Source organism: Marinobacter sp. CH_CUG1437-1 (assembly GCF_037029655.1).
GTDB classification, from domain to species: Bacteria; Pseudomonadota; Gammaproteobacteria; order Pseudomonadales; family Oleiphilaceae; genus Marinobacter; species Marinobacter salsuginis.
In genome coordinates, this window is the sequence record NZ_JAYMEW010000005.1 from 80,882 (window position 1) to 101,648 (window position 20,767).

The following is a 20,767-nucleotide window of genomic DNA, read 5'->3' on the forward strand; positions in this document are numbered from 1 at the left end:
ATTGATGTGTCGCTTTTGCAGATTCACCTTTGCGTTCGGCGAAGTTCAAATTACACTGCAATCGGGGATAATCTGAACAACAATTCACTTTTCACTGCTCAGGAAGGCGGTCAATGGCCCGGTTTAACGCAAAACAGTCCAGTCTCAGCAAGGATGCGGTCGTCGTCACTCCCGGCCTCATTCCTTGTGGCTGTATCATCGACAGCGTGACTCTGGACAGCAAAGAACTCCGCCTCGGCCTGAAGCATTTCTCCTCACCCGCTGTGCTTGATCTACTGTCATCGTCTGCCTCCGCCCAGGCGGATCTGCACGTTTTCCTCGATCATGATCATGACAAGCAACATCTCCATTTTCGGGGAGCGGTTCGCAGCGGCCGGGGCGACAGTATTTCGCTCGAACTCCAGGGCATCACCCCGGACCTCGAACGCGAAGTTGATCTTCTGGTGCAGCACACGGGCAAGAGCAAACTGGCGGACCCCGCGCCGGCGCCCGCGCTGAAACAGCTTTATCACCAGCATTGCCGGCGACTTCTGGAACAGTTGCTTCCAGAATTCATGGAGGGCACGTTCGAAGGCATTGAAGCCGATCTGGAACAAGCGGCCGAGCTTCGTGAAATCACCCGACTCAAGGATATGCGCTTCATCTTCCAGAGCCGACAGCAGCGGATGCTCCAGGATTTTCAGGCGCAGTTTCAGGCCAACCAGACAACCCTTGAACCAGCTCCCGAATCCGGGAACAACGCCAAAGAATTGCATCTTCTGCAACAGCACGAGTTTGAAGACTGGCTGGATTTGCAGGCCATCGCCACGGGCATAAGTAAGGCAAACTCCGGCGCGACCTTTTTGCTCAACCAGTTCCTTAACCAGATCTTCCGTCAGGACGTCAACGACGACAACAACCCGCTAACGCCTCGCGCACTGTGCGTGTGCCTGCAATACATGGTCGACCACCTGGGTATTGCGCGGGAGCACCGCCTGACCATCTACCGGGCCTGGGAGAGCGCTCTGGGCAGGGTGTGGCCCGCAGCCATCCGCTCCCTGATCAATGATTGCCGCCGGGCAGGACTGGAAGCCCTGGACATCACCGAGCTGCCGGCGAACTGGTCGCTCAGGGAATACGCCCAGGAGGACACAGGTTCTCCAGGTGAAACGGACAAGGGCACATCGGACAAGCCGGCGGAAGCCGACGCCACCGGGCACTCAATGTCAGGGATGCCATCGGCTGGCCGTTCCCTGTTCCAGTTGATGGCGCTTGAGGCAAGCCCCTCGTCTGAACCCGCAGACTGGGAGGAACCCAATCCGAAGCTCTCGGAAAACCTCCGTTCCAGGCGCCGCGAACTCCTGAACAGGTTGCACGAGGATGAACCGAATATGGCAGGTTTGCTGCGGGAACTGGCCGACTCGGACGCCGAACTGGCCAGCGCTCTCGACCGGACAGCCGTGGAAAAGGCCAACCTGGTGGACCGGTTGTTTGCACCGCTGGAAACAAACGAAGGACTCTCGGGTTCGCTTCGCCACCAACTGCAGAAACTTCGGCTGCCGGTGTTTGAAACGCTGGTCGAAACACCGGACTTTCTGAATACCGACGATCACCCCGCCCGGGACATAATCAATAACCTGATGCACATCTGCCTTGCGGAGAGGGCATCGAGCAAGAAACTGGAAGCGACGGTTGCCGACATTGTCGAGGAACTGACGGAAATCGAGGTATCGGATCCAGACCTGCTGGAAAGTCTGGGCCAACGCCTGAAACAGCTGGTTGAGCGACAGGACCAGTCATTTATCCGAAACTCGGAACGGCTGGCCAAAACCCTGGAGGGCAAAGAGCGCCTGCGCAAAACTCGCAAGGAAGCCCGGCAACGACTGAATGAACTCCTCGGCGGCAGGCAGGTTCCAAAAACGCTGATTCGACTGCTTCAGGCGGGCTGGGAGCAACTGATCGTCCTGACAATGTTGCGGGAAGGCCCGGAGAGCCGACACTGTGAGGAACTTGTTGATGTCGTAGCCCAGCTCCAGGCCTGGCTGTCTCCAGCCGGCACCTCTGGTGAGCTGGCATTTGAACGGGAACTTGAAAGCAGTGTCATGCTGCAATTCATTGAGCGGGAACTCAAAACCACCGGTGACATCTCCCGAACCCGACCCGCCATAGACGAGCTATCCGGAATCCTGCAGGGCACTATGGAAGCAGAGACCACCTGGGTGGAGGAATACGGCGACGCCGATGAGGCACCATTGACGCTGCCCCCGGAGCTCGAAGACAGCCGTTGGGTTTCCAGGGCAAAGGACATTGCCGTCGGCGATTGGGTTGAAGCCTGGTTTGAAAACGGGGAGACCCGTCGCATGCGCCTGGTCTGGGGTGGCGAGGATTCACTCCGGTTTGTTTTTCTCTCGCCCAAAGGTATGAGTGAAGTCAGTTATGGATTCCCGGAGTTTGTCCAGAAACTCGCCGAGGGCGAAGCCTGGCTGGTTGAAAATGGCGACATCCCGTTCCTTGATCAAAGCCTGTTCAGCATTGTTGAGGACGTGTACCGGAAGCTGAATTTTCAGGCCACCCACGATGCCCTGACCGGCTGCATGCACCGCCACGACTTCGAAAAACAGGTATCAAGGCTGATCAGTGCAGCACCCTCGTCGCCGGAGGAGAGTGATTCCGCCCTTATGGTCCTGGATATAGACGAATTCAGTGTCATCAACGCCTCCTATGGCGCGGAAGCCGGCGATGCCCTGTTGCGAGATGTCGCCGAACTGCTGCGAAGAGAGTGCGGCACCAAATTCTCGGAATCCTACGTTGGCCGAATCAGCGGTAATGAGTTTGCCGTGCTCATCAATAACATCAGCACCGAGGACTGCCTGGATTTCGCAGAATCCCTGCGGCGAAACTTCGAGCAGCAGGTTTTCCAGCATGGGCCAGCGGAATACAAGGCAACGGTAAGTATCAGTATTCGACCGGTTACTGGTGCCGCTCACTCCCCCGGCGATCTTCTCAACCAGGCGAGCCTATCCCTCAAGGCGGCCAAGAAACTGGGAGGAAACCGGATTGAGCTGGCGAAAGGACAGAGGGACCCGTCAAAGCTTGGCACGCCTCAGTGGGTTACGGAAATCGACCGGACCATCCGCGACGGCAGCCTCTACCTCCGGGCACAGCCAATTGTTGCACTCGCCCCTGAAAGCGGCGAAGGCAAGATGTATGAACTCCTGCTGGGCCTGAAAGACAGCTCGGGCAATGAGATTTCGCCCCAGGGTTACATTGAGGCGGCCGAACAATTCAAACGCAGTACCCGGGTTGATCTGTGGGTCATTTCCGAAGTGTTGGCGTGGATGCGTAACAACCCCGAGTCGATCGACAAGATTGCCACCCTGAACGTCAACCTGTCAGGCTCCTCACTGAGCGATGACAGCTTTATGCTCGGGTTGGAGTCAAACCTCCGGGCGCATCAGGAACTGGCGCACAAGCTGTGTTTCGAGGTCACCGAGACCTCTGCAGTCGCCAACCTCCATTTTGCCTCTGATTTCATGCGCGAGATGAAGCGCCTTAACTGCAGGTTCGCCCTGGATGATTTCGGCACCGGCTTGTCGTCCTACGCGTACCTGCAGAAACTGCCCGTGGACTTTGTGAAAATCGACGGCATATTTGTGAAGGACATGGCGACCAACCTGACAAACTACGCCATGGTGAGGTCGATCAATGAGCTGTGCCATTTCCTGGATCTCCAGACCATTGCAGAATATGTGGAAGATATGGAAATCATGGACACACTGAAGGAAATTCAGGTGGATTACGCTCAGGGCTTTGCGATTGCCAAGCCGCGCAGGCTGGACAGCCTTGGTGGCGGGACTTCTACTACCCCGGTTTATGCCTACAAGAAATAGCTTTGCTTTTCCCGGCGGCAGGAGTACAGTGGGCCTCGTTGGAAAGATTTAGCAAAGCATTTCATCAATAAGACCGCTCAGCTGTAACAAGTAGCACGTCCTGTTTTTGATCACGCCAGTTTTTTGTTTCCCGCATACCGCCGATCAATCATCAAAAATGATGATCTGACGGCACACTAAATGATTGAAATCAGGAAAGAATACTATGTCTACAGTTACCGGCAACGTTAAGTTTTTCAACGAAGCAAAAGGTTTTGGTTTTATTACTCGCGAAGGCGGCCCGGACGTTTTCGTTCACTACAGCGCCATTCAGGGCGGCGGTTTCAAGACTCTGGCTGAAGGCCAGCAGGTCGAGTTCACCGTTACCCAGGGCCAGAAAGGTCCTCAGGCGGAAAACGTAGTCGCTCTCTAAGCTATAGAGAGATGCTCTGCAAATAGCAGACGACACGTTTAGAAAAAGGCAGCTTCGGCTGCCTTTTTTCGTTTGGTACCCCTCAATGAACCAACCTACTGAATACCTTCCACCGGGATCGTCTCGGTATTCTTTATCTCCCGCAACGCAAAGTTTGAATTCACCTGGGCAATGCCCTGCAGGGTGAAGATCTTTTCGTTCAGGAACCGATCATAACTGGCCATGTCCGGCACGATGACCCTGAGTACAAAGTCGGCATTCCCGGTCACCGCGAAACACTGAAGCACCTCCGGGTAACTGCTCACCTGCTGCTCGATCTCCGCGGTGCTATCGATGTTATGCCGCTGCAGTGACAAATTGACCAGTACGCACAGGCCCTGACCAATACGCTCCGGATCCACTCTGGCGCTGTACCCCTGAATCACGCCGCTTTCTTCAAGTGTCCGCACGCGGCGCCAGCAAGCGGCCGGTGACAACCCCACCTGCTCTGCCAGCAACTGGTTACTGATGCGCCCATCCTGCTGCAGTGCCGAGAGGATTTTCCGGTCCAACTTGTCCAATTCCACCTGTTTCATTTGGTAACACCTGATTTTAATCAAAGGTTCTTTCTCTTTATTGTCATTTATCAAAGAACCTTTCGCAAACTCTCAAAACCCTGACCCAATAAGCAAGCACCTTTTGCGGACTTCCCTCTAGAATTTTGGTCATAAAACGCACAAAAAGGAGGGCGCCATGTCCGCCGATACCCCCCAGCTCGACAATTACAAACTCGAAGACCGTTACTTGCGGGAATCCGGCCGGGTTTTCCTGACCGGCACGCAGGCCCTGGTTCGAATTCCCCTGATGCAGGCCGCCCTGGATCGAAAACAGGGATTGAACACCGCAGGCATGGTCAGTGGCTACCGGGGATCCCCCCTCGGTGCCGTCGACCAGGCGCTCTGGCAGGCCAAGGGCCTGCTGGACGAGAACCGGATCGATTTTGTTCCCGCCATCAACGAGGATCTCGCCGCGACGATCATGCTGGGGACCCAGCAGGTGGAGACCGATGAAGACCGGCAGGTGGATGGGGTTTTCGGCCTCTGGTATGGCAAGGGCCCGGGCGTCGATCGGGCCGGCGATGCCCTGAAACACGGCACCACCTATGGTTCTTCGCCTCATGGCGGTGTGCTGGTAGTGGCGGGTGACGACCACGGGTGCGTGTCGTCGTCCATGCCCCATCAGTCCGATGTGGCGTTCATGAGCTTTTTCATGCCGACCATCAACCCGGCCAACATCGCCGAGTACCTGGAGTTCGGCCTCTGGGGTTATGCCCTGTCCCGATACAGCGGCTGCTGGGTCGGTTTCAAAGCGATCTCGGAAACCGTGGAAAGCGCGGCGTCTGTCGAAATCCCGCCGGAACCGGATTTCATCACGCCGGATGACTTCACCGCCCCGGAAAGCGGTTTGCATTACCGTTGGCCGGATCTGCCCGGCCCCCAGCTGGAAACCCGCATCGAACACAAGCTTGCGGCCGTTCAGGCCTTTGCCCGGGCTAACCGCATCGACCGTTGCCTGTTCGATAACAAACAAGCCCGCTTCGGCATTGTCACTACCGGCAAGAGCCATCTGGACCTGCTTGAAGCCCTGGACCTGCTGGGCATTGATGAAGACAAGGCCCGGGACATGGGGCTGGATATCTACAAGGTTGGCATGGTCTGGCCCCTGGAGCGTCGCGGCATCCTGGACTTCGTGCACGGCAAGGAAGAAGTCCTGGTGATCGAGGAAAAGCGCGGCATTATTGAGAGCCAGATCAAGGAATACATGTCCGAGCCGGACCGCCCCGGCGAGGTTCTGATCACCGGCAAGCAGGACGAACTGGGCAGACCGCTGATCCCCTACGTTGGTGAACTGAGTCCCAAACTGGTTGCTGGCTTTCTGGCCGCCCGTCTAGGGCGCTTTTTCTCGGTGGACTTCAGCGAGCGGATGGCAGAGATCAGCGCCATGACCAACGCCCAGGACCCCGGTGGCGTCAAGCGTATGCCCTACTTCTGCTCCGGCTGCCCCCACAATACCTCCACAAAGGTTCCGGAGGGGAGCAAGGCCCTGGCCGGCATCGGCTGCCACTTCATGGCCTCCTGGATGGGTCGTAACACGGAATCCCTCATCCAGATGGGTGGCGAAGGCGTCAACTGGATTGGCAAGAGCCGCTATACCGGCAACCCCCACGTGTTCCAGAACCTGGGTGAAGGCACCTACTTCCACTCCGGTTCCATGGCGATTCGCCAGGCGGTGGCCGCCGGCATCAACATTACCTACAAGATCCTGTTCAACGACGCCGTGGCCATGACTGGCGGTCAGCCCGTGGACGGGCAGATCACCGTCGACCGGATTGCCCAGCAAATGGCCGCAGAAGGGGTAAAGCGGGTTGTCGTGCTCAGCGATGAGCCGGAGAAATACGATGGCCATCATGATCTGTTCCCCAAGGATGTCACCTTCCACGATCGATCCGAGCTCGACCAGGTGCAGCGTGAATTGCGCGACATCCCTGGTTGCACCGTGCTGATCTACGATCAGACCTGTGCTGCTGAGAAGCGCCGCCGACGCAAGCGCAAACAGTTCCCGGATCCGGCCAAGCGGGCCTTTATCAACCACCATGTGTGCGAAGGCTGTGGCGACTGCTCGGTACAGTCCAACTGCCTCTCGGTTGTACCCCGCAAGACGGAACTGGGCCGCAAGCGCAAGATCGACCAGTCCTCCTGCAACAAGGACTTCTCTTGCGTAAACGGTTTCTGCCCCAGCTTCGTGACCATTGAAGGTGGACAGCTACGCAAATCCCGGGGTGTGGATACCGGCTCCGTGCTCACCCGCAAGTTGGCTGACATTCCAGCTCCAAAATTACCGGAGATGAGCGGCTCCTACGATCTGCTCGTGGGCGGCGTTGGCGGCACGGGCGTGGTAACCGTGGGACAGCTGATCACCATGGCCGCCCATTTGGAATCCCGCGGTGCCTCGGTACTGGATTTCATGGGCTTCGCCCAGAAAGGCGGGACGGTACTGAGCTACGTGCGCATGGCACCGTCTCCGGACAAGCTCCATCAGGTGCGGATCAGCAATGGCCAGGCCGATGCGGTCATCGCCTGCGACCTGGTGGTGGCGTCTTCCCAGAAGGCCCTGAGCGTGCTCCGGCCAAACCACACACGGATTGTCGCGAACGAGGCGGAACTGCCGACTGCCGACTACGTGCTCTTCCGAGACGCCGATATGAAGGCCGACAAGCGCCTTGGGCTACTGAAGAACGCCGTGGGTGACGATCACTTCGACCAGCTGGACGCCAACGGTATCGCTGAAAAGCTGATGGGCGATACCGTGTTCTCCAACGTGATGATGCTCGGTTTTGCCTGGCAGAAAGGCCTGCTGCCCCTGTCAGAGGCGGCTCTGATGAAAGCCATCGAACTCAATGGCGTCGCCATCGACAGGAACAAGGAAGCCTTCGGCTGGGGCCGTCTGGCAGCCGTGGATCCGAGCGCTGTCACCGATCTGCTGGACGACAACAACGCCAAGGTGGTCGAGGTTAAGCCCGAACCAGCCCTGGACGAGCTGATCAACACCCGTCACAAGCATCTGGTGAACTACCAGAACCAGCGCTGGGCCGACCAATACCGGGACGCCGTTGCCGGAGTCCGCAAGGCCGAGGAAGCCCTCGGCGAAACCAATCTTCTGCTGACCCGCGCAGTGGCCCAGCAGCTGTATCGGTTCATGGCCTACAAGGACGAGTACGAGGTCGCCCGACTGTTTGCCGAGACCGACTTCATGAAAGAGGTCAACGAAACCTTCGAGGGTGACTTCAAAGTCCACTTCCACCTCGCCCCGCCCCTGCTCAGCGGTGAAACCGATGCCCAGGGTCGCCCGAAAAAGCGCCGTTTCGGCCCCTGGATGCTCCGGGCTTTCCGACTTCTGGCCAAACTTCGCGGCCTGCGTGGAACCGCAGTGGACCCGTTCAGCTACTCCGCAGACCGCAAGCTTGATCGCGCCATGCTGAAGGACTACCAGAACCTGGTTGCGCGAATTTGCCGTGAACTCAATGCCAGCAACTACGAAACCTTCCTGCAACTGGCAGAACTGCCCGCTGATGTCCGGGGCTACGGTCCTGTCAGGGAACAAGCTGCAGAGAGCATCCGTGAAAAACAGACACAGCTGATCAAGGCGCTCGACACCGGTCGCCCGACGCTGATCCGCACGCAACAGGCCGACAAGGAGGCAAACCATGTTTGAAGCGCTCCAGCCCCTGCCTCAGGACCCGATCCTGAAGCTGATGCAGACCTTCCGCGAGGACACCCGGCCCGACAAGGTAGATCTGGGCATCGGCGTCTACAAGGATGATGCCGGCAATACGCCCATCATGGCCGCCGTGCACGAAGCGGAACGTCGCCTGCTTGAGGGAGAAACCACCAAGAGCTACGTGGGGCCTGCCGGTTCTGCCGGCTTCAACAGCGCCATGGCGGAGTTGATTCTGGGCAGCGACAGCCCTCTGCTCCGGGACGGCTGCGTATCGGTGATCCAGACACCGGGTGGCTGTGGCGCCCTGCGTATGGCCGCCGAGTTTCTTCGCCTGTGCAAGGCGGATACAAAAGTCTGGGTCAGCACGCCCACCTGGGCCAACCACCTCCCCCTGCTGGGTGGCGCTGGCCTGACCATTCGCGAATATCCCTACCTCAATCCACAGACGCTGCAGGTAGACTTCGGCGCCATGCTGGAAACCCTGGAGCAGGCCGACGCGGGCGATGTGGTGCTGCTACACGGTTGCTGCCACAACCCGTCTGGCGCCGACCTGAGCCTGGCCCAGTGGCAGGAGGTGACCAGCCTGATCCAGCGTAAGGGCCTGTTGCCCTTTGTGGATATGGCCTATCAGGGCCTTGGCGAGGGCCTGGATGCGGATGCGGAGGGCCTGCGGCATCTGGCCAGTGCGGTACCGGAAATGCTGGTCGCAGCGTCGTGCTCCAAAAACTTTGGACTTTATCGGGAGCGCACCGGCGCTCTCGCATTGATTTCGGGAACAGCATCGGTGAACGCAGCTGCCACCAGTCAACTGCTCAGCGTTATCCGGTCCCACTATTCGATGCCGCCCGCCCATGGTGCCGCGATTGTGGAGACCATCCTCGGCGATGATGGCCTGCGATCCCGGTGGCAGCAGGAGCTTGACGGCATGTGCGAGCGCATCCTGCACCTGCGCCACGCCTTTGCTGACGCCCTCGCGCCGGTGGGCAATTTCAGCTTCATCGCCCGTCAGCGGGGCATGTTCTCGTTCCTCGGTATCAGCCCCGAGCAGGTTAGCGAATTACGCAAGGAGCATGGCATCTACATGCTCGACAGCAGCCGGGTGAATGTCGCCGGCCTGAATGACCGCGTTTTGCCACAAGTCACTTCAGCCCTGCGCGAGGTGCTCGGCAAGTAATTACTGTTGAGACAATTACCATCAATCCGACAAAAACAATTAGCCGGAGAAAAGAATGAGTGAGAGTACCCAACCACACCAGCAGGCCAACAACCTCTGGTCTTCACGGATGGCGTTTATCCTGGCCGCTGCCGGCTCGGCGGTAGGCCTCGGGAACATCTGGAAGTTTCCATACATTACCGGAGAGAACGGCGGCGGCGCCTTCGTTCTGATCTACCTGGCCTGCATCTTCCTGATTGGTGTGCCGGTTCTGATTGCCGAGACCATGATTGGTCGCCGGGGCGGACAGAGCCCTGTAGCGACCATGCGCACCCTGACCAAAACCGAAGGCACCGCCAGAGGCTGGAGGGCGATCGGCTGGAATGGCGTTATTGCCTCGTTCCTGGTGCTGTCTTTTTACGCCGTAATTGGCGGCTGGGCGCTGGTCTATATCGGCAAGGCTGCGACCGGACTGTTTACCGGTGCCGATGCCGAGGCCATTGGCGGCCAGTTCGGCGGGTTGCTGGCCAATCCCTGGGAACTGCTGATGTGGCATTCCGTGTTCATGGCCATCGTCGTGTTTATCGTCGGTCGGGGCATTCGCTCCGGGCTTGAGAAAGCCGTGAACATGCTTATGCCATTGCTGTTCGTGCTGCTGATTGCGATGGTGATCTACGCCATGAACAGCGGCAGCTTTGGCCGGGCCGTGAGTTTCATGTTCTCGCCGGACTTCAGCAAGCTCACCACCGCTGGTGTTCTGACCGCCCTGGGTCACGCAGCATTCACCCTGAGCATCGGCATTGGTGTTCTGATGGCCTACGGCTCTTACCTGCCAAAGACGGTGAATATTGCCAGAACCGCCATGACCATTGCCGTTCTGGACACCAGCGTCGCCCTTCTTGCGGGACTCGCCATCTTCCCGCTGGTGTTTGCCAATGGCCTGGAACCTGGCGCCGGCCCCGGCCTGATTTTTGTAACCCTGCCATTGGCGTTTGGCCAGATGAGTGGCGGTGCCCTGTTCGGCACCATTTTCTTCGCACTGCTACTGGTAGCAGCCATCACGTCGGCCATTTCCATGTTGGAGCCGGTGGTGGAGTGGCTGGAGGAACACAAAGGCGTCAGCCGGGCGAAAAGCGCGCTTGGTGGTGGCCTCGCTATCTGGTTTATCGGTATCGGTACCGTGCTGTCGTTCAACGTCTGGGATAGCGTGCATCCGCTCGGCTTCATCCCGTTCTTCGAGGGCAAGACGGTGTTCGACCTGCTCGATTTCCTGGTCTCCAACCTGATGATGCCACTCGGCGGGCTGGCCATTGCCCTGTTTGCCGGATGGGCAATGAAAAAGGAAAGCCTGCCGGCCGATATTGGTCTGCAGGGAAGCAGCTACAGGGCGTTCATGTTTGTTCTTCGATACCTGACGCCTGCGGGTATCGCCGTGGTTTTCCTGTACAACCTGGTGTAACGGTAAACAGGCGCCTTTGACCGCAACAGCCCGGTGAACTTCACCGGGCTTTTTTTGACATACCTGAAAGGGTACTGCCAATCTGGGTTCAGGACAGAAGACCAATGTTCTGCATCTCAGGCGGAAAAGGAGAACTCGTATGTACAGCAAGATACTCGTTCCGGTCGACCTCGCCCATACCGATAAAATGGTCAAGGCGCTCAATACCTCCATTGATATTGCCAAACACTACAACGCCACCCTGTGCTACGTAAGCGTGACAAACAGCACCCCGGGAGCGGCTGCCCATAACCCGAAAGAGCTTGCCGAGAAGCTGAGTGTGTTTGCGGAAGAGCAGGGGAAATCCCATGGGATCGACACCGACAGCATGGTGATTGAATCTGCTGATACGGCCGTAGAGCTTGATGACAAGTTGCTTGAAGCGATCAAAACAACCGGCACTGACCTGGTGGTGATGGCCTCACATCCTCCGGGAATTGGCGACCGGCTACACATTCTCCACTCGAACGGCGCCAATATCGTCAAACACAGTGATATTTCGGTATTTGTTGTTCGTTAAAGATAGCGGGGCATCCGGGGCCCTATTCCGGGTGCCCGATTGCGTCATGCCTCGGAAATTCGATGTCCGTTACGCTTGCAATGAAGAAAGGAAAATAATTTTCCGTGGCGAAGAAGTTCCCGGCTTCCACCCGGGTCGGTAAATGAAACCCGTCAAACTCCCGAAACTCTGACAGGTAGCCGCCAAAGGGCTGCAAGCGATGAACTTTTTCCGAATTCGCGTTGGTCCACCTGTCAAAATTCACCTGGAGCGGCCGGCCGTCCTCGGCCACCACAACATCCACTGCCTGCTCCATACCGTTATGGCGGACAATCACACGCGCCGTATTGACATCAACAAGCTCCCACTTGACCCCCTGGCCCGGCAGCAGGGCTGCGGGTGTCCAGAACACCGACTCTGCCACATAGCGACCGAAAGCCGAACGGGTGTGATCCGCATCTCCGCCCATCCTGGCCACTGGCAGCAAACCCATCAGCCAGAACCGCGTCCACTTTTCGGTGTCTGAGCCAGAAACCCTCAGGGCGCCACGGCTGGCACCCATCTTCCACACAAAGCCTTCGGGCATGGCCAGAACCTGTGAGGCCTGCATATCCATGTAGTCGGGCGACTCCCGATTGCCCATGCCAAACTTCCCATTCATCGATATCCGCGCCACGGTATACAGAGGTGTACCAGGCTGAATGGTGTACCGGAAATAGCGCTGGGCAGGCTCCGGCAGTCCCTCCAGAAGAGAAACATCAAAGCGCTCTGGTGCAGTTGGTTGCAGAGCCGCCAACCTGGCCATGGCGGCATGATCCGAAGCGTGGTCGGTCTGGCGCCAGAACCAGAGGGCCAAGGCAGTCGCGACCAGCACAATCAACAGGATCAGGAAAAAGATTTTCATGTAAGCTATGCTCCGTAGCAGTCATTGTCCCTGCCCTGCCCAGATCCAGCCTTGTTCCAGATCAATCAACGCGGCTGGCCGACTCACTTTCCGCCTAAAAGGTTTTATGAAAGTACCGAAGAGATTACAACCGCTTGTCGATGACGGCATGGTGGATGAGGTGCTCTACCAGCTGATGAGCGGTAAGGAAGCGCAGGTTTATGTGGTGCGCTGTGGCGATCAGACCCGCTGCACCAAGGTTTTCAAGGAAGCCGCCAAGCGAAGCTTCAAGCAGGCTGTGGAGTACCAGGAAGGTCGAAAGGTCCGGAACAGCCGCCGGGGCCGGGCGATGAACAAGAAAACCAGGTACGGCCAGAAGGAGCAGGAAGATGCCTGGCTCAACGCCGAGGTAGACGCCCTCTACCGGCTTGCCGCGGCCGGTGTCCGGGTTCCCGAACCCCTGGGCTTCGTGGACGGTGTACTGCTGATGGAGCTGGTGACGGATGAAGATGGCCGGGCCGCGCCCAGGCTGGATGATGTTACGCTCTCCCCGGAACAGGCCCGCGACTTCCACGGCCAGATTATCCGCGAGGTCGTCCGCATGTTGAGTGCCGGTCTGATCCATGGGGATCTCTCGGAATTCAACGTTCTGATCGATGCGAACGGACCGGTCATCATTGATCTCCCCCAGGCAGTCAATGCAGCCGGGAATAATAACGCGGAGCGCATGCTGGAGCGCGACGTGGACAATATGCGCCGGTATTTTGGCCGATTCGCGCCGGAACTTTTGAATACCGATTACGGCAAGGAGATCTGGGCGCTCTACGAGTCAGGCGACCTGCACCCGGACAGCAAGCTCACCGGCTGCTTCCAGCACGATGATACCGCTGCCAACGTTGACGAACTGATGGAAATCATCGATGCGGCAAAAGAGGAAGAATGGGAGCGACAGGAACGCATGAGGGACGCCGAGGAGGACTGAGGCCTCGGCCGGTGCTGGTCAGCCAGCAGAGGTGGTTTTCTCTTCGCTGATCATTGCTGACATCACCTGCTGTTCCCTAGGCCCCGGAAGAACACCCGTCAACCAGGCTTCGATGACCGGCTCTCCGTGTTGATTCGAGAGAATCGCTTCGGCCCGGGCCCGATTACGCTCATCCACCTCGGTGATGGTGAACACACAGGTGATGGTATCGCCAAAGTACACCGGCCGGCGGAAGCGAAAATTCATGCCGGACGCCAGCCAGCCGATCTGCCCGCCCACTTCCGTGATCATTCCTCCAACCAGCAGGCCATGGCAGATCTTGCCCTGCAGATTCTTCGCTTGCGCGAATTCATCGCTGTAATGGACCGGATTCTGATCGCGACTGATCTCGCCGAAGTAAAGAGTCTCTTCTTCCGTGAAGGTGCGCACCAGAGTGAACGAATCCCCGGTTTTCAGGCCGGCAATGGCTCTCTTTCGAATATCAGACATGATATCGGCCCCTCGTCGCCCAGCCGGTCACAGGTACCGACCGCCAGACCCTATCGCGACCACAATCAGGCCGAGGATCAGATTGATACCGACCAGCCGACGGATTTTTCCCACCTGAACACCACCAGCCTGGGGATCCTTGTTTGCCACCGCCTGCTTGAGCCGCCGGAAAGGCGCAAAATACACGTGGAAGTAGATCAGCATCATCACGAGGCCGAGCGTCTGCATGGCGTGGATGTGCCAGCCAGCACCAGCCATACCGCCAAACACACTGAAAATCATCCAGTAACCGGTGACCAGGAGCAAAACAACCGAGAGCCACACCCAGCGAAAGAATCGCTCAAGAGTTTTCGACCACAAAAGACCACGCTGGGAGGCTTCTACAACCTCAACAACGGCCGGGCGCATCGCCATGTAGGCGTAGAACATGCCGCCAACCCAGATCACTGCGGAAAGAACGTGCAGTGCAATTGCCAGACTCATCTGAATAATCCTTCCAATTAAAGTAAGCCGCTAATCTACCACGGCAGTTCTTCGCCATTGCTATGCCAGAATGACCCCGTGTTATCGAGGGTCAGGCCATCAATGCGTTGTGCCAGGCCCTTCGCCGATTCCTCGGGAGTGATCAACCCGCCAAAATTCACCATGCGGGTTTTAACGTAGCCCGGATGCAATTGTGCCACGGCGATACCCCGGGGCTTCAGATCCATCGCCAGGGACTTGCCGAAAGCATTGAGCGCTGCCTTGGAGGCGCGGTACCCGTAGCGGCCGCCTGAGTCATTGTCTGCGATAGAGCCCATGCGACTGGTAACGTTGGCGATTTTGCCTCCCGAGGGAATCTGGTCAACCAGCGCTTCAGCCACCCTAAGCGGGGCATAGGCGTTTATTTCCATCTGCGTTCGAATGGAATCAAAGTCGATGCTGCCCAGCTTCTCATCCTGAAGCAGACCGGCATTATTGATCAGCAGGTCGATGTGCTCGCCTTCCAGTCCGGCCACGAGTCTTGCCATACCCTCATCAGTCGTCACATCAACTCTGTCAATGATCCGCGCCGCGACCTTTTTCAGCTCCGGCGAAGCTTCCCGACACACGCCGATCACCGAACAGCCGCGGCTTGCGTACAGCCGGGCAAGCTCCAGACCAATGCCCCGGTTTGCTCCGGTGATCACAACAATGGAATTCTCCGACATATCAACCTCCTTGACGATGAGTGCAGCCCAATCAGCTTTACATCCCCTGCGTTCGAGAACAACCAGCAATACGCAACCTCGCCGCTTGCAGATGGGATTTTTCTGTAAGATAGGGCTAACCCATTAACGGTCGCCGGGAGCGCCATGTCAGCAGCACTTGTTTTCGCAGTCTTTGCAGTGACCCTGATCGCGGCCACCATTTTTTACCTTTTCTTCTACCGCACCTGGCGGAGAGAGCGGGAACTGAGAGCTCCCTTTCCAGCCCCGTGGCGCCATCATCTTGAGGAGAGCGTGCCGCTTTACCGGCAGCTTCCTGAAACCCTGAAGCAGACATTGGAGCAGCGGGTACAGCTTTTCCTCGCGGAAAAAGAATTCTATGGCTGTGACGGCTTTGAAGTGGACGACAGGGTGAGAGTGACCATTGCCGGCCACGCCTGCTTGCTCATTCTTGCCCGGCCGTACTCGGATTATGATGAGGTAAGCAGCATTCTGGTCTATCCCGACGCCTATCAGGTCAGAGACATTGAAAGCGACGGACTGGTTGTCAGCGAGAGCAACGAAATACGGGCCGGCGAGGCTTCAAGCCGGGGTCAGGTGGTTCTGGCCTGGAAAGAGTGTGAGGAAGCCGCCAGGAATCGGCACAGCAGCCACAATGTGATACTCCATGAATTCGCCCACCAGCTGGACTATCTCGACGGCACCGCGGACGGTGCGCCACCCCTCAGCGGTGAACAGGCCAGACACTGGCAAACGTCGATGACCCACGCCTACGAACATCTCAGGCACACCCTGCATCACCACCAGAAGCCATGGCTTGACCCCTACGGTGCCACTGAACCGGCCGAATTTTTTGCAGTACTGACTGAGGCGTTTTTCCAGCAACCGAGTCATCTCAAACACGAGCAGCCCGAGGTTTATGCGGCACTGCAAGGGTACTACCGGCTGGACCCGACAACCCTCTGGCAAGATGCCTGACGGTTGTGACAGATGAACGCGTGGTCCACTATGTAGGAAACGGGATCAATTGAGGGAGGTAGACATGCCAGCCATAGGATGGGTCTTCATAATTCTCGCCCTGGCCTTGATCGTCGGCAGCCTGCTGATACTGCGTGACAGTGCACACAGCATGAAAATCTCCGATGAAAAAATGAAGAAGATTCAAGCCAGGAAGGCCGAGATCGAAGCTGAGGAAAGCGCCGAAGACAAGGAGTGGTAGCCCGGTCAGTCTTCAGAACCAAGCCGGGCAGATACGTCAGTGCCCGCTGTGGTCCATTTCCTTGCCGGAGTGGTCCATGCTCTGTTTCTTCATCACCTCGCCATCCAGCGGTTCAACATTGAGCTCAACCTGCATTTCTTGCGCACCCTCAAAACGCAGGGTCAGCGGAATGCTCTCTCCCTCGCGCAACGGGCTTTCCAGTTTTTCCAGCATCAGGTGAAAACTGTGGGGCTTCAACTCAACCGTAGTGCCCGCAGGTATGGGTAGCCCTTCTTTTACCGGCGCCATACGCATCACACCATCGTGCATGCTGGTTTCATGAATCGAGACGTTGTCTGCCCGCGGGGTAGCGGCACCCACCAGGGTGATATCACTACTGCCATTATTGGAGATACTCATATACCCCACTCCCATCGGGGTACCGGGCGGTGTGGGCCGGCTCCAGGGATGATCGACCGTCACAGGACCCTGGCTGTAATCATGGGCCATGGCTGCAGGCGCCACCAGAGCCAATGCCAGCACAAACACACTCAGGCAGTACTTCATTTCCGGTATTCCTTGTCGATGATGTCGGGGTACAGAATAGAAAGTCAGTCCCATGCATCCAAGTTTTTCAGTGCGACAAAAAGCCGCAGATAATCCGGAGAATCACCAACGGAGACAAAGACAGAACCCGGACGCAACGCTGGGAATCAGGCCTTCTTGACAAATTCCGACTTCAGTTTCATGGCACCAATCCCATCGATCTTGCAGTCGATGTCGTGATCACCGTCCACCAGGCGGATATTCTTCACCTTGGTGCCAACTTTAACCACGGAACTGGAGCCCTTGACCTTCAGATCCTTGATAACCGTAATCGTATCGCCGTCCTGAAGTTCATTTCCGTTGGCGTCACGAATCACCTTCTCGGCGTCCGCCGCCGCAGCCTCCGTCTCAGACCACTCGTGCCCACACTCGGGACAAACCAGTTGAACGCCGTCCTCATAGGTGTACTCGGAACTGCACTGCGGGCATGGCGGAAACTGCGACATTATCATTTCCTGTTAATTGAATGAGCGCAGGATTATACCATCAACGCCCGGGCGAGACGCGCGCCAGCACCGTGGGATCTTCCGACAAAGGCAAGGCGATAATGGCCCCCTCGTTCGACGAGGGGAAAATCCCGGTCAGCCCCGTGATGTTCACCTGATGGGACACAAGAATAACCGGCGCGCCTTCTTCGAGCTGGTTCACCAGAGTAATCGTCTGCCGCGTCTGAGTCGGCCCGTCACCACGATTCCGGAAAAACGAATTCAACGACGGCCATTCCGTCACCTCACCCATGTTCATTCCTGTAGCGGTATCCATACAGCGACACCACTGACTGCTGAACACCCGCGCTTCGGTAATCCCATGGTCCGCCAGAAACGGCTTCCACGCCCGGGCCTGTTCCCGACCGGTATCGTTCAGATTCCGCTGGGTGCTGCAATCGTTGATATCAAAGTTGCCCGGATCACCGGTTCCAGGCGCCAAGGCATGGCGGAGCATCAGAACCGCTCGTCCCTCTCGCAGGGCATCCCAGGCTTCTTCGTTGTTATCGGCAGCGGAAACGCTGAAACACAGGGCCCCAGCCAGAAAGACAGTTATTAGAAATCGAACACACATAGTTGCTACCTCCCCAAAAGATCCAAACGTGCTGTAGGAGTCGCGGATGAACTGAAGATGCCCGATAGAGGCATTGGGAGCCCCCTTCCAAAAATGTTGAAGGCCAAGGATGGCCTGAAACAAGCGCACATGGACGTGCTCGTAGCGGTTTTTGGAAGGGGGCTCCCAATGCCTCCAGCACCAATGTCCGCAGCCCTATGAGAGATACGCGGGCAATATCTATCAGGCTCATATCAACAACAGGTAAACTCTGCACAGAACCACGCAAACAGAAGGAACCACCATGCCAATCTGGGTCGACGCCGACGCCTGCCCCGTTCCAATCAGGGAAATCCTCTGCCGCGCCGCCACTCGCTGGCAAATCGACACCACCTTCATCGCCAACCACGCCATCAACCTGCCCCCGAGCCCCTACATCAAGCGACGCCAGGTCCCCCATGGCTTCGATGTCGCCGATAACGAAATCATGGACCAGATGCAGGAGGGCGACCTGGTGATCACCCAGGACATACCACTGGCCGCAGAGGCCATTGAAAAAGGTGCCGACGTCTTCAACCCCAGGGGCCAGGCCTTCACCAAAGAGAACATCCGCCAGCGCCTGGCCATGCGAAACTTCATGGAAGAAATGCGCAACGCCGGTCAGGTCACCGGCGGGCCAGCCCCGTTCAGTCAGACCGACCGCAAGGAATTCGCCGACAAACTCGACCGCTGGCTCCAAAGAAACGCCCGCAGGTGATAATGATTCTATTTTAAAACCAAGACAGATCCGCTACCCTTCCCGCCTTACTATTTGCAGGCTTACCTCTGGCCTGCCTGATACACGGGAGAGAAGCGGAGTATGTCCTCACACAGCCACAAAACCACCAGCAGTTTTGCTGCCCTGGCCCGCCTACTCAGATACGCCCGGGGATATCGCCGGCAGATCATCGCCGCTACAACCTGCTCGATCATCAACAAACTGTTCGATATTGCCCCTGAAATCCTGATCGGCGTCGCCATTGATGTGGTCGTCAACCAGGAAGAAAGCTTTGTGGCAGGCCTGGGCTTTGAAACCGCTCAGGAACAGATCACCATTCTGGCGGTACTCACCTTCTTTATCTGGGCCGGTGAATCCCTGTTCGAATACCTGTTCCAGATCCTCTGGCGCAATCTGGCCCAACGACTGCAATCGGATCTGCGTCAGGACGCCTACGAGCATGCCCAGCGCCTCGACATGAGCTTCTTCGAGGCCCGCAGCTCTGGTCAGCTGGTGGCCACCATGAACGACGACGTCAACCAGCTAGAGCGCTTCCTTGATGGTGGCACCAACGCGATGATTCAGGTTCTGGTGACCGTCGTTGCCGTGGGCGCCGTCTTCTTCGTACTCTCACCGCTTATTGCACTGCTGGCCTTCACACCCATTCCCCTGATTATCTGGGGCGCCTTCTATTTCCAGCGCAAAGCCGGGCCGCTTTATGCCGACGTTCGGGAAAAAGTGGGCGACCTGTCCAGCCGTCTGGCGAACAACCTGGGCGGCATTGCCACCATCAAGAGCTTTACCGCCGAACAGCGGGAAGCCAAACGACTCAAGGAGAGCAGCGAAGCCTACGTAGAGGCCAATCGCCGAGCCATCCGTATCAGTTCCGCGTTTATTCCTGTCATCCGGATGGCTATCCTCGCCGGCTTCCTGGCCACCTTTACGGTGGGCGGCATGATGGCCCTCGAGGGCAGCCTGAACGTGGGTGCCTATGGCGTGCTGGTATTCCTGACCCAGCGCCTGCTCTGGCCGCTGACAGGCCTTGCCGAGGTGATTGACCTGTTCGAGCGTGCCATGGCAAGCACACGCCGGATTCTGGATCTTCTGGCCGAACCCGTGCACGTTCGTGATGAGGGCGGGAAGGCCCTCGAGGCACCGGTAAAAGGCAACGTTGAGCTGGACAAAGTAAGCTTTCACTATCCCTCCAGCGGCGCCGGTATCCGGGATATCAGCCTGACCGTGCCAGCGGGCAACACCCTTGCGCTGGTGGGCGCTACCGGCTCCGGCAAATCCACCCTGATCAAGTTGCTGCTCCGGTTCTACGACCCGAGCAACGGCGAAATCCGCATCGATGGCCAACCCATTCGGGACCTCAGCCTGAATTCCCTGCGCGGCTCGATCGGGCTGGTGAGCCAGGATGTCTATCTATTCGAGGGCACGATCCGGGAAAACCTGGCTTACGGGAATCCGGCTGCCACCGATGCCGACATCATCGATGCCGCAAAAACCGCGGAAGCCTGGTCCTTCATCGAAGCCCTGCCGGAGGGTCTGGATACACCGGTAGGTGAACGCGGTGTTCGTCTGTCGGGAGGACAGCGGCAACGCCTCTCGCTGGCGCGGGCATTGCTGAAGGACCCGCCCATTCTGGTACTCGATGAAGCCACCAGCGCCGTGGACAACGAAACAGAGGCCGCCATCCAGCGATCCCTGAAGCGCATTGGCCATAACCGGACCGTGATCATGATCGCACATCGGCTCTCCACGATCGTTGACGCCGACTCCATTGCGGTCATTGAAGGCGGCAAAGTGCTTGAACAGGGAACTCACCGGGAGCTGCTGGAACAGGATGGCGCCTACGCCAACCAATGGCGAGTGCAGACCGGTCAGATCCAGGCTGCCGTTTAACGATATAAATATTGATAGTGATTCGCATTTAAAT

The 20,767-nt window shown here is 57.7% G+C and carries 19 protein-coding genes; 11 read left to right on the forward strand and 8 right to left on the reverse strand.

Annotated elements, in window-relative coordinates; translation table 11 throughout:
- Positions 1-113 precede the first annotated feature (113 nt).
- Positions 114-3,869, forward strand: a complete 3,756-nt coding sequence (locus WA411_RS14045) for a DUF1631 family protein (RefSeq protein WP_291909684.1) — start codon at positions 114-116, stop codon at positions 3,867-3,869.
- Between the two features lie 205 nt (positions 3,870-4,074).
- Positions 4,075-4,281, forward strand: coding sequence for a cold-shock protein (locus WA411_RS14050; protein ID WP_069184192.1), 207 nt, complete (start codon positions 4,075-4,077; stop codon positions 4,279-4,281).
- A 95-nt stretch (positions 4,282-4,376) separates the two neighbouring features.
- Here WA411_RS14050 and WA411_RS14055 read toward each other — a convergent pair whose 3' ends face one another.
- The gene (locus WA411_RS14055; RefSeq protein WP_064227189.1) at positions 4,377-4,856 is read right to left on the reverse strand and encodes an Lrp/AsnC family transcriptional regulator; all 480 of its coding nucleotides are present in this window, start codon (positions 4,854-4,856) and stop codon (positions 4,377-4,379) included.
- Between the two features lie 157 nt (positions 4,857-5,013).
- On the opposite strand from WA411_RS14055, the gene WA411_RS14060 reads away from it, so the two are divergent.
- From WA411_RS14060 to WA411_RS14075, 4 genes are all read left to right on the forward strand, one after another.
- The gene (locus tag WA411_RS14060) at positions 5,014-8,532 is read left to right on the forward strand and encodes an indolepyruvate ferredoxin oxidoreductase family protein (RefSeq protein ID WP_291909690.1); all 3,519 of its coding nucleotides are present in this window, start codon (positions 5,014-5,016) and stop codon (positions 8,530-8,532) included.
- Positions 8,525-9,712: an amino acid aminotransferase gene (locus WA411_RS14065; protein ID WP_291909691.1), complete on the forward strand. Its 1,188-nt coding sequence runs from the start codon at positions 8,525-8,527 to the stop codon at positions 9,710-9,712. The genes WA411_RS14060 and WA411_RS14065 overlap by 8 nt, the downstream gene beginning before the upstream one ends.
- 55 nt (positions 9,713-9,767) lie before the next feature.
- Complete coding sequence (locus WA411_RS14070; RefSeq protein ID WP_291909693.1) at positions 9,768-11,150, forward strand: sodium-dependent transporter; 1,383 nt, start codon at positions 9,768-9,770, stop codon at positions 11,148-11,150.
- 139 nt (positions 11,151-11,289) lie between these two features.
- Complete coding sequence (locus WA411_RS14075) at positions 11,290-11,709, forward strand: universal stress protein (RefSeq protein ID WP_069184187.1); 420 nt, start codon at positions 11,290-11,292, stop codon at positions 11,707-11,709.
- A gap of 22 nt (positions 11,710-11,731) precedes the next feature.
- On the opposite strand, the gene WA411_RS14080 is transcribed toward WA411_RS14075, so the two are convergent.
- On the reverse strand, positions 11,732-12,592 hold the full coding sequence (locus tag WA411_RS14080) for a DUF6544 family protein (RefSeq protein ID WP_291909697.1): 861 nt from the start codon (positions 12,590-12,592) through the stop codon (positions 11,732-11,734).
- Positions 12,593-12,698: 106 nt separating this feature from the next.
- On the opposite strand from WA411_RS14080, the gene WA411_RS14085 reads away from it, so the two are divergent.
- The gene (locus WA411_RS14085) at positions 12,699-13,553 is read left to right on the forward strand and encodes a PA4780 family RIO1-like protein kinase (RefSeq protein ID WP_291909699.1); all 855 of its coding nucleotides are present in this window, start codon (positions 12,699-12,701) and stop codon (positions 13,551-13,553) included.
- Between the two features lie 18 nt (positions 13,554-13,571).
- Here WA411_RS14085 and WA411_RS14090 read toward each other — a convergent pair whose 3' ends face one another.
- Genes WA411_RS14090 through WA411_RS14100 form a run of 3 tightly spaced genes read right to left on the reverse strand, consistent with a single transcriptional unit; the run spans position 13,572 to position 15,232 of the window.
- Positions 13,572-14,042, reverse strand: a complete 471-nt coding sequence (locus tag WA411_RS14090) for a MaoC family dehydratase (RefSeq protein WP_136629607.1) — start codon at positions 14,040-14,042, stop codon at positions 13,572-13,574.
- Positions 14,043-14,069: 27 nt separating this feature from the next.
- The gene (locus WA411_RS14095) at positions 14,070-14,525 is read right to left on the reverse strand and encodes a CopD family protein (RefSeq protein ID WP_209398618.1); all 456 of its coding nucleotides are present in this window, start codon (positions 14,523-14,525) and stop codon (positions 14,070-14,072) included.
- Between the two features lie 35 nt (positions 14,526-14,560).
- The gene (locus WA411_RS14100) at positions 14,561-15,232 is read right to left on the reverse strand and encodes an SDR family oxidoreductase (protein WP_291909703.1); all 672 of its coding nucleotides are present in this window, start codon (positions 15,230-15,232) and stop codon (positions 14,561-14,563) included.
- A 144-nt stretch (positions 15,233-15,376) separates the two neighbouring features.
- Here WA411_RS14100 and WA411_RS14105 point away from each other — a divergent pair, with 144 nt between their 5' ends.
- The gene (locus WA411_RS14105; protein WP_291909706.1) at positions 15,377-16,207 is read left to right on the forward strand and encodes a zinc-dependent peptidase; all 831 of its coding nucleotides are present in this window, start codon (positions 15,377-15,379) and stop codon (positions 16,205-16,207) included.
- A 64-nt stretch (positions 16,208-16,271) separates the two neighbouring features.
- On the forward strand, positions 16,272-16,448 hold the full coding sequence (locus WA411_RS14110; protein ID WP_136629612.1) for a DUF2897 family protein: 177 nt from the start codon (positions 16,272-16,274) through the stop codon (positions 16,446-16,448).
- Positions 16,449-16,484: 36 nt separating this feature from the next.
- On the opposite strand, the gene WA411_RS14115 is transcribed toward WA411_RS14110, so the two are convergent.
- From WA411_RS14115 to WA411_RS14125, 3 genes are all read right to left on the reverse strand, one after another.
- On the reverse strand, positions 16,485-16,994 hold the full coding sequence (locus tag WA411_RS14115; protein WP_291909708.1) for a copper chaperone PCu(A)C: 510 nt from the start codon (positions 16,992-16,994) through the stop codon (positions 16,485-16,487).
- Between the two features lie 146 nt (positions 16,995-17,140).
- The gene (locus WA411_RS14120) at positions 17,141-17,479 is read right to left on the reverse strand and encodes a zinc ribbon domain-containing protein YjdM (protein ID WP_291909710.1); all 339 of its coding nucleotides are present in this window, start codon (positions 17,477-17,479) and stop codon (positions 17,141-17,143) included.
- 40 nt (positions 17,480-17,519) lie between these two features.
- Positions 17,520-18,092 (reverse strand): histidine phosphatase family protein, encoded by a 573-nt coding sequence (locus WA411_RS14125; protein ID WP_291909712.1) that lies wholly within the window; start codon positions 18,090-18,092, stop codon positions 17,520-17,522.
- Between the two features lie 283 nt (positions 18,093-18,375).
- Between WA411_RS14125 and WA411_RS14130 the strand changes: the two genes are divergently transcribed.
- Together WA411_RS14130 and WA411_RS14135 are read left to right on the forward strand one after the other, a co-directional pair.
- Positions 18,376-18,828 (forward strand): YaiI/YqxD family protein, encoded by a 453-nt coding sequence (locus WA411_RS14130; RefSeq protein WP_069184176.1) that lies wholly within the window; start codon positions 18,376-18,378, stop codon positions 18,826-18,828.
- 102 nt (positions 18,829-18,930) lie between these two features.
- Positions 18,931-20,733, forward strand: a complete 1,803-nt coding sequence (locus WA411_RS14135) for an ABC transporter ATP-binding protein (RefSeq protein WP_291909715.1) — start codon at positions 18,931-18,933, stop codon at positions 20,731-20,733.
- Positions 20,734-20,767: the final 34 nt, after the last annotated feature.

What these genes read in the sequence shown, in the direction of transcription:
- WA411_RS14125 (WP_291909712.1), bottom strand. Translation starts at nt 18,092, where the DNA reads ATGTGTGTTCGATTTCTAATAACTGTCTTTCTGGCTGGGGCCCTGTGT.
- WA411_RS14130 (WP_069184176.1), top strand. Translation starts at nt 18,376, where the DNA reads ATGCCAATCTGGGTCGACGCCGACGCCTGCCCCGTTCCAATCAGGGAA.
- WA411_RS14085 (WP_291909699.1), top strand. Translation starts at nt 12,699, where the DNA reads ATGAAAGTACCGAAGAGATTACAACCGCTTGTCGATGACGGCATGGTG.
- WA411_RS14060 (WP_291909690.1), top strand. Translation starts at nt 5,014, where the DNA reads ATGTCCGCCGATACCCCCCAGCTCGACAATTACAAACTCGAAGACCGT.
- WA411_RS14080 (WP_291909697.1), bottom strand. Translation starts at nt 12,592, where the DNA reads ATGAAAATCTTTTTCCTGATCCTGTTGATTGTGCTGGTCGCGACTGCC.
- WA411_RS14045 (WP_291909684.1), top strand. Translation starts at nt 114, where the DNA reads ATGGCCCGGTTTAACGCAAAACAGTCCAGTCTCAGCAAGGATGCGGTC.
- WA411_RS14055 (WP_064227189.1), bottom strand. Translation starts at nt 4,856, where the DNA reads ATGAAACAGGTGGAATTGGACAAGTTGGACCGGAAAATCCTCTCGGCA.
- WA411_RS14095 (WP_209398618.1), bottom strand. Translation starts at nt 14,525, where the DNA reads ATGAGTCTGGCAATTGCACTGCACGTTCTTTCCGCAGTGATCTGGGTT.
- WA411_RS14050 (WP_069184192.1), top strand. Translation starts at nt 4,075, where the DNA reads ATGTCTACAGTTACCGGCAACGTTAAGTTTTTCAACGAAGCAAAAGGT.
- WA411_RS14065 (WP_291909691.1), top strand. Translation starts at nt 8,525, where the DNA reads ATGTTTGAAGCGCTCCAGCCCCTGCCTCAGGACCCGATCCTGAAGCTG.
- WA411_RS14075 (WP_069184187.1), top strand. Translation starts at nt 11,290, where the DNA reads ATGTACAGCAAGATACTCGTTCCGGTCGACCTCGCCCATACCGATAAA.
- WA411_RS14070 (WP_291909693.1), top strand. Translation starts at nt 9,768, where the DNA reads ATGAGTGAGAGTACCCAACCACACCAGCAGGCCAACAACCTCTGGTCT.
- WA411_RS14090 (WP_136629607.1), bottom strand. Translation starts at nt 14,042, where the DNA reads ATGTCTGATATTCGAAAGAGAGCCATTGCCGGCCTGAAAACCGGGGAT.
- WA411_RS14110 (WP_136629612.1), top strand. Translation starts at nt 16,272, where the DNA reads ATGCCAGCCATAGGATGGGTCTTCATAATTCTCGCCCTGGCCTTGATC.
- WA411_RS14120 (WP_291909710.1), bottom strand. Translation starts at nt 17,479, where the DNA reads ATGTCGCAGTTTCCGCCATGCCCGCAGTGCAGTTCCGAGTACACCTAT.
- WA411_RS14135 (WP_291909715.1), top strand. Translation starts at nt 18,931, where the DNA reads ATGTCCTCACACAGCCACAAAACCACCAGCAGTTTTGCTGCCCTGGCC.
- WA411_RS14115 (WP_291909708.1), bottom strand. Translation starts at nt 16,994, where the DNA reads ATGAAGTACTGCCTGAGTGTGTTTGTGCTGGCATTGGCTCTGGTGGCG.
- WA411_RS14100 (WP_291909703.1), bottom strand. Translation starts at nt 15,232, where the DNA reads ATGTCGGAGAATTCCATTGTTGTGATCACCGGAGCAAACCGGGGCATT.
- WA411_RS14105 (WP_291909706.1), top strand. Translation starts at nt 15,377, where the DNA reads ATGTCAGCAGCACTTGTTTTCGCAGTCTTTGCAGTGACCCTGATCGCG.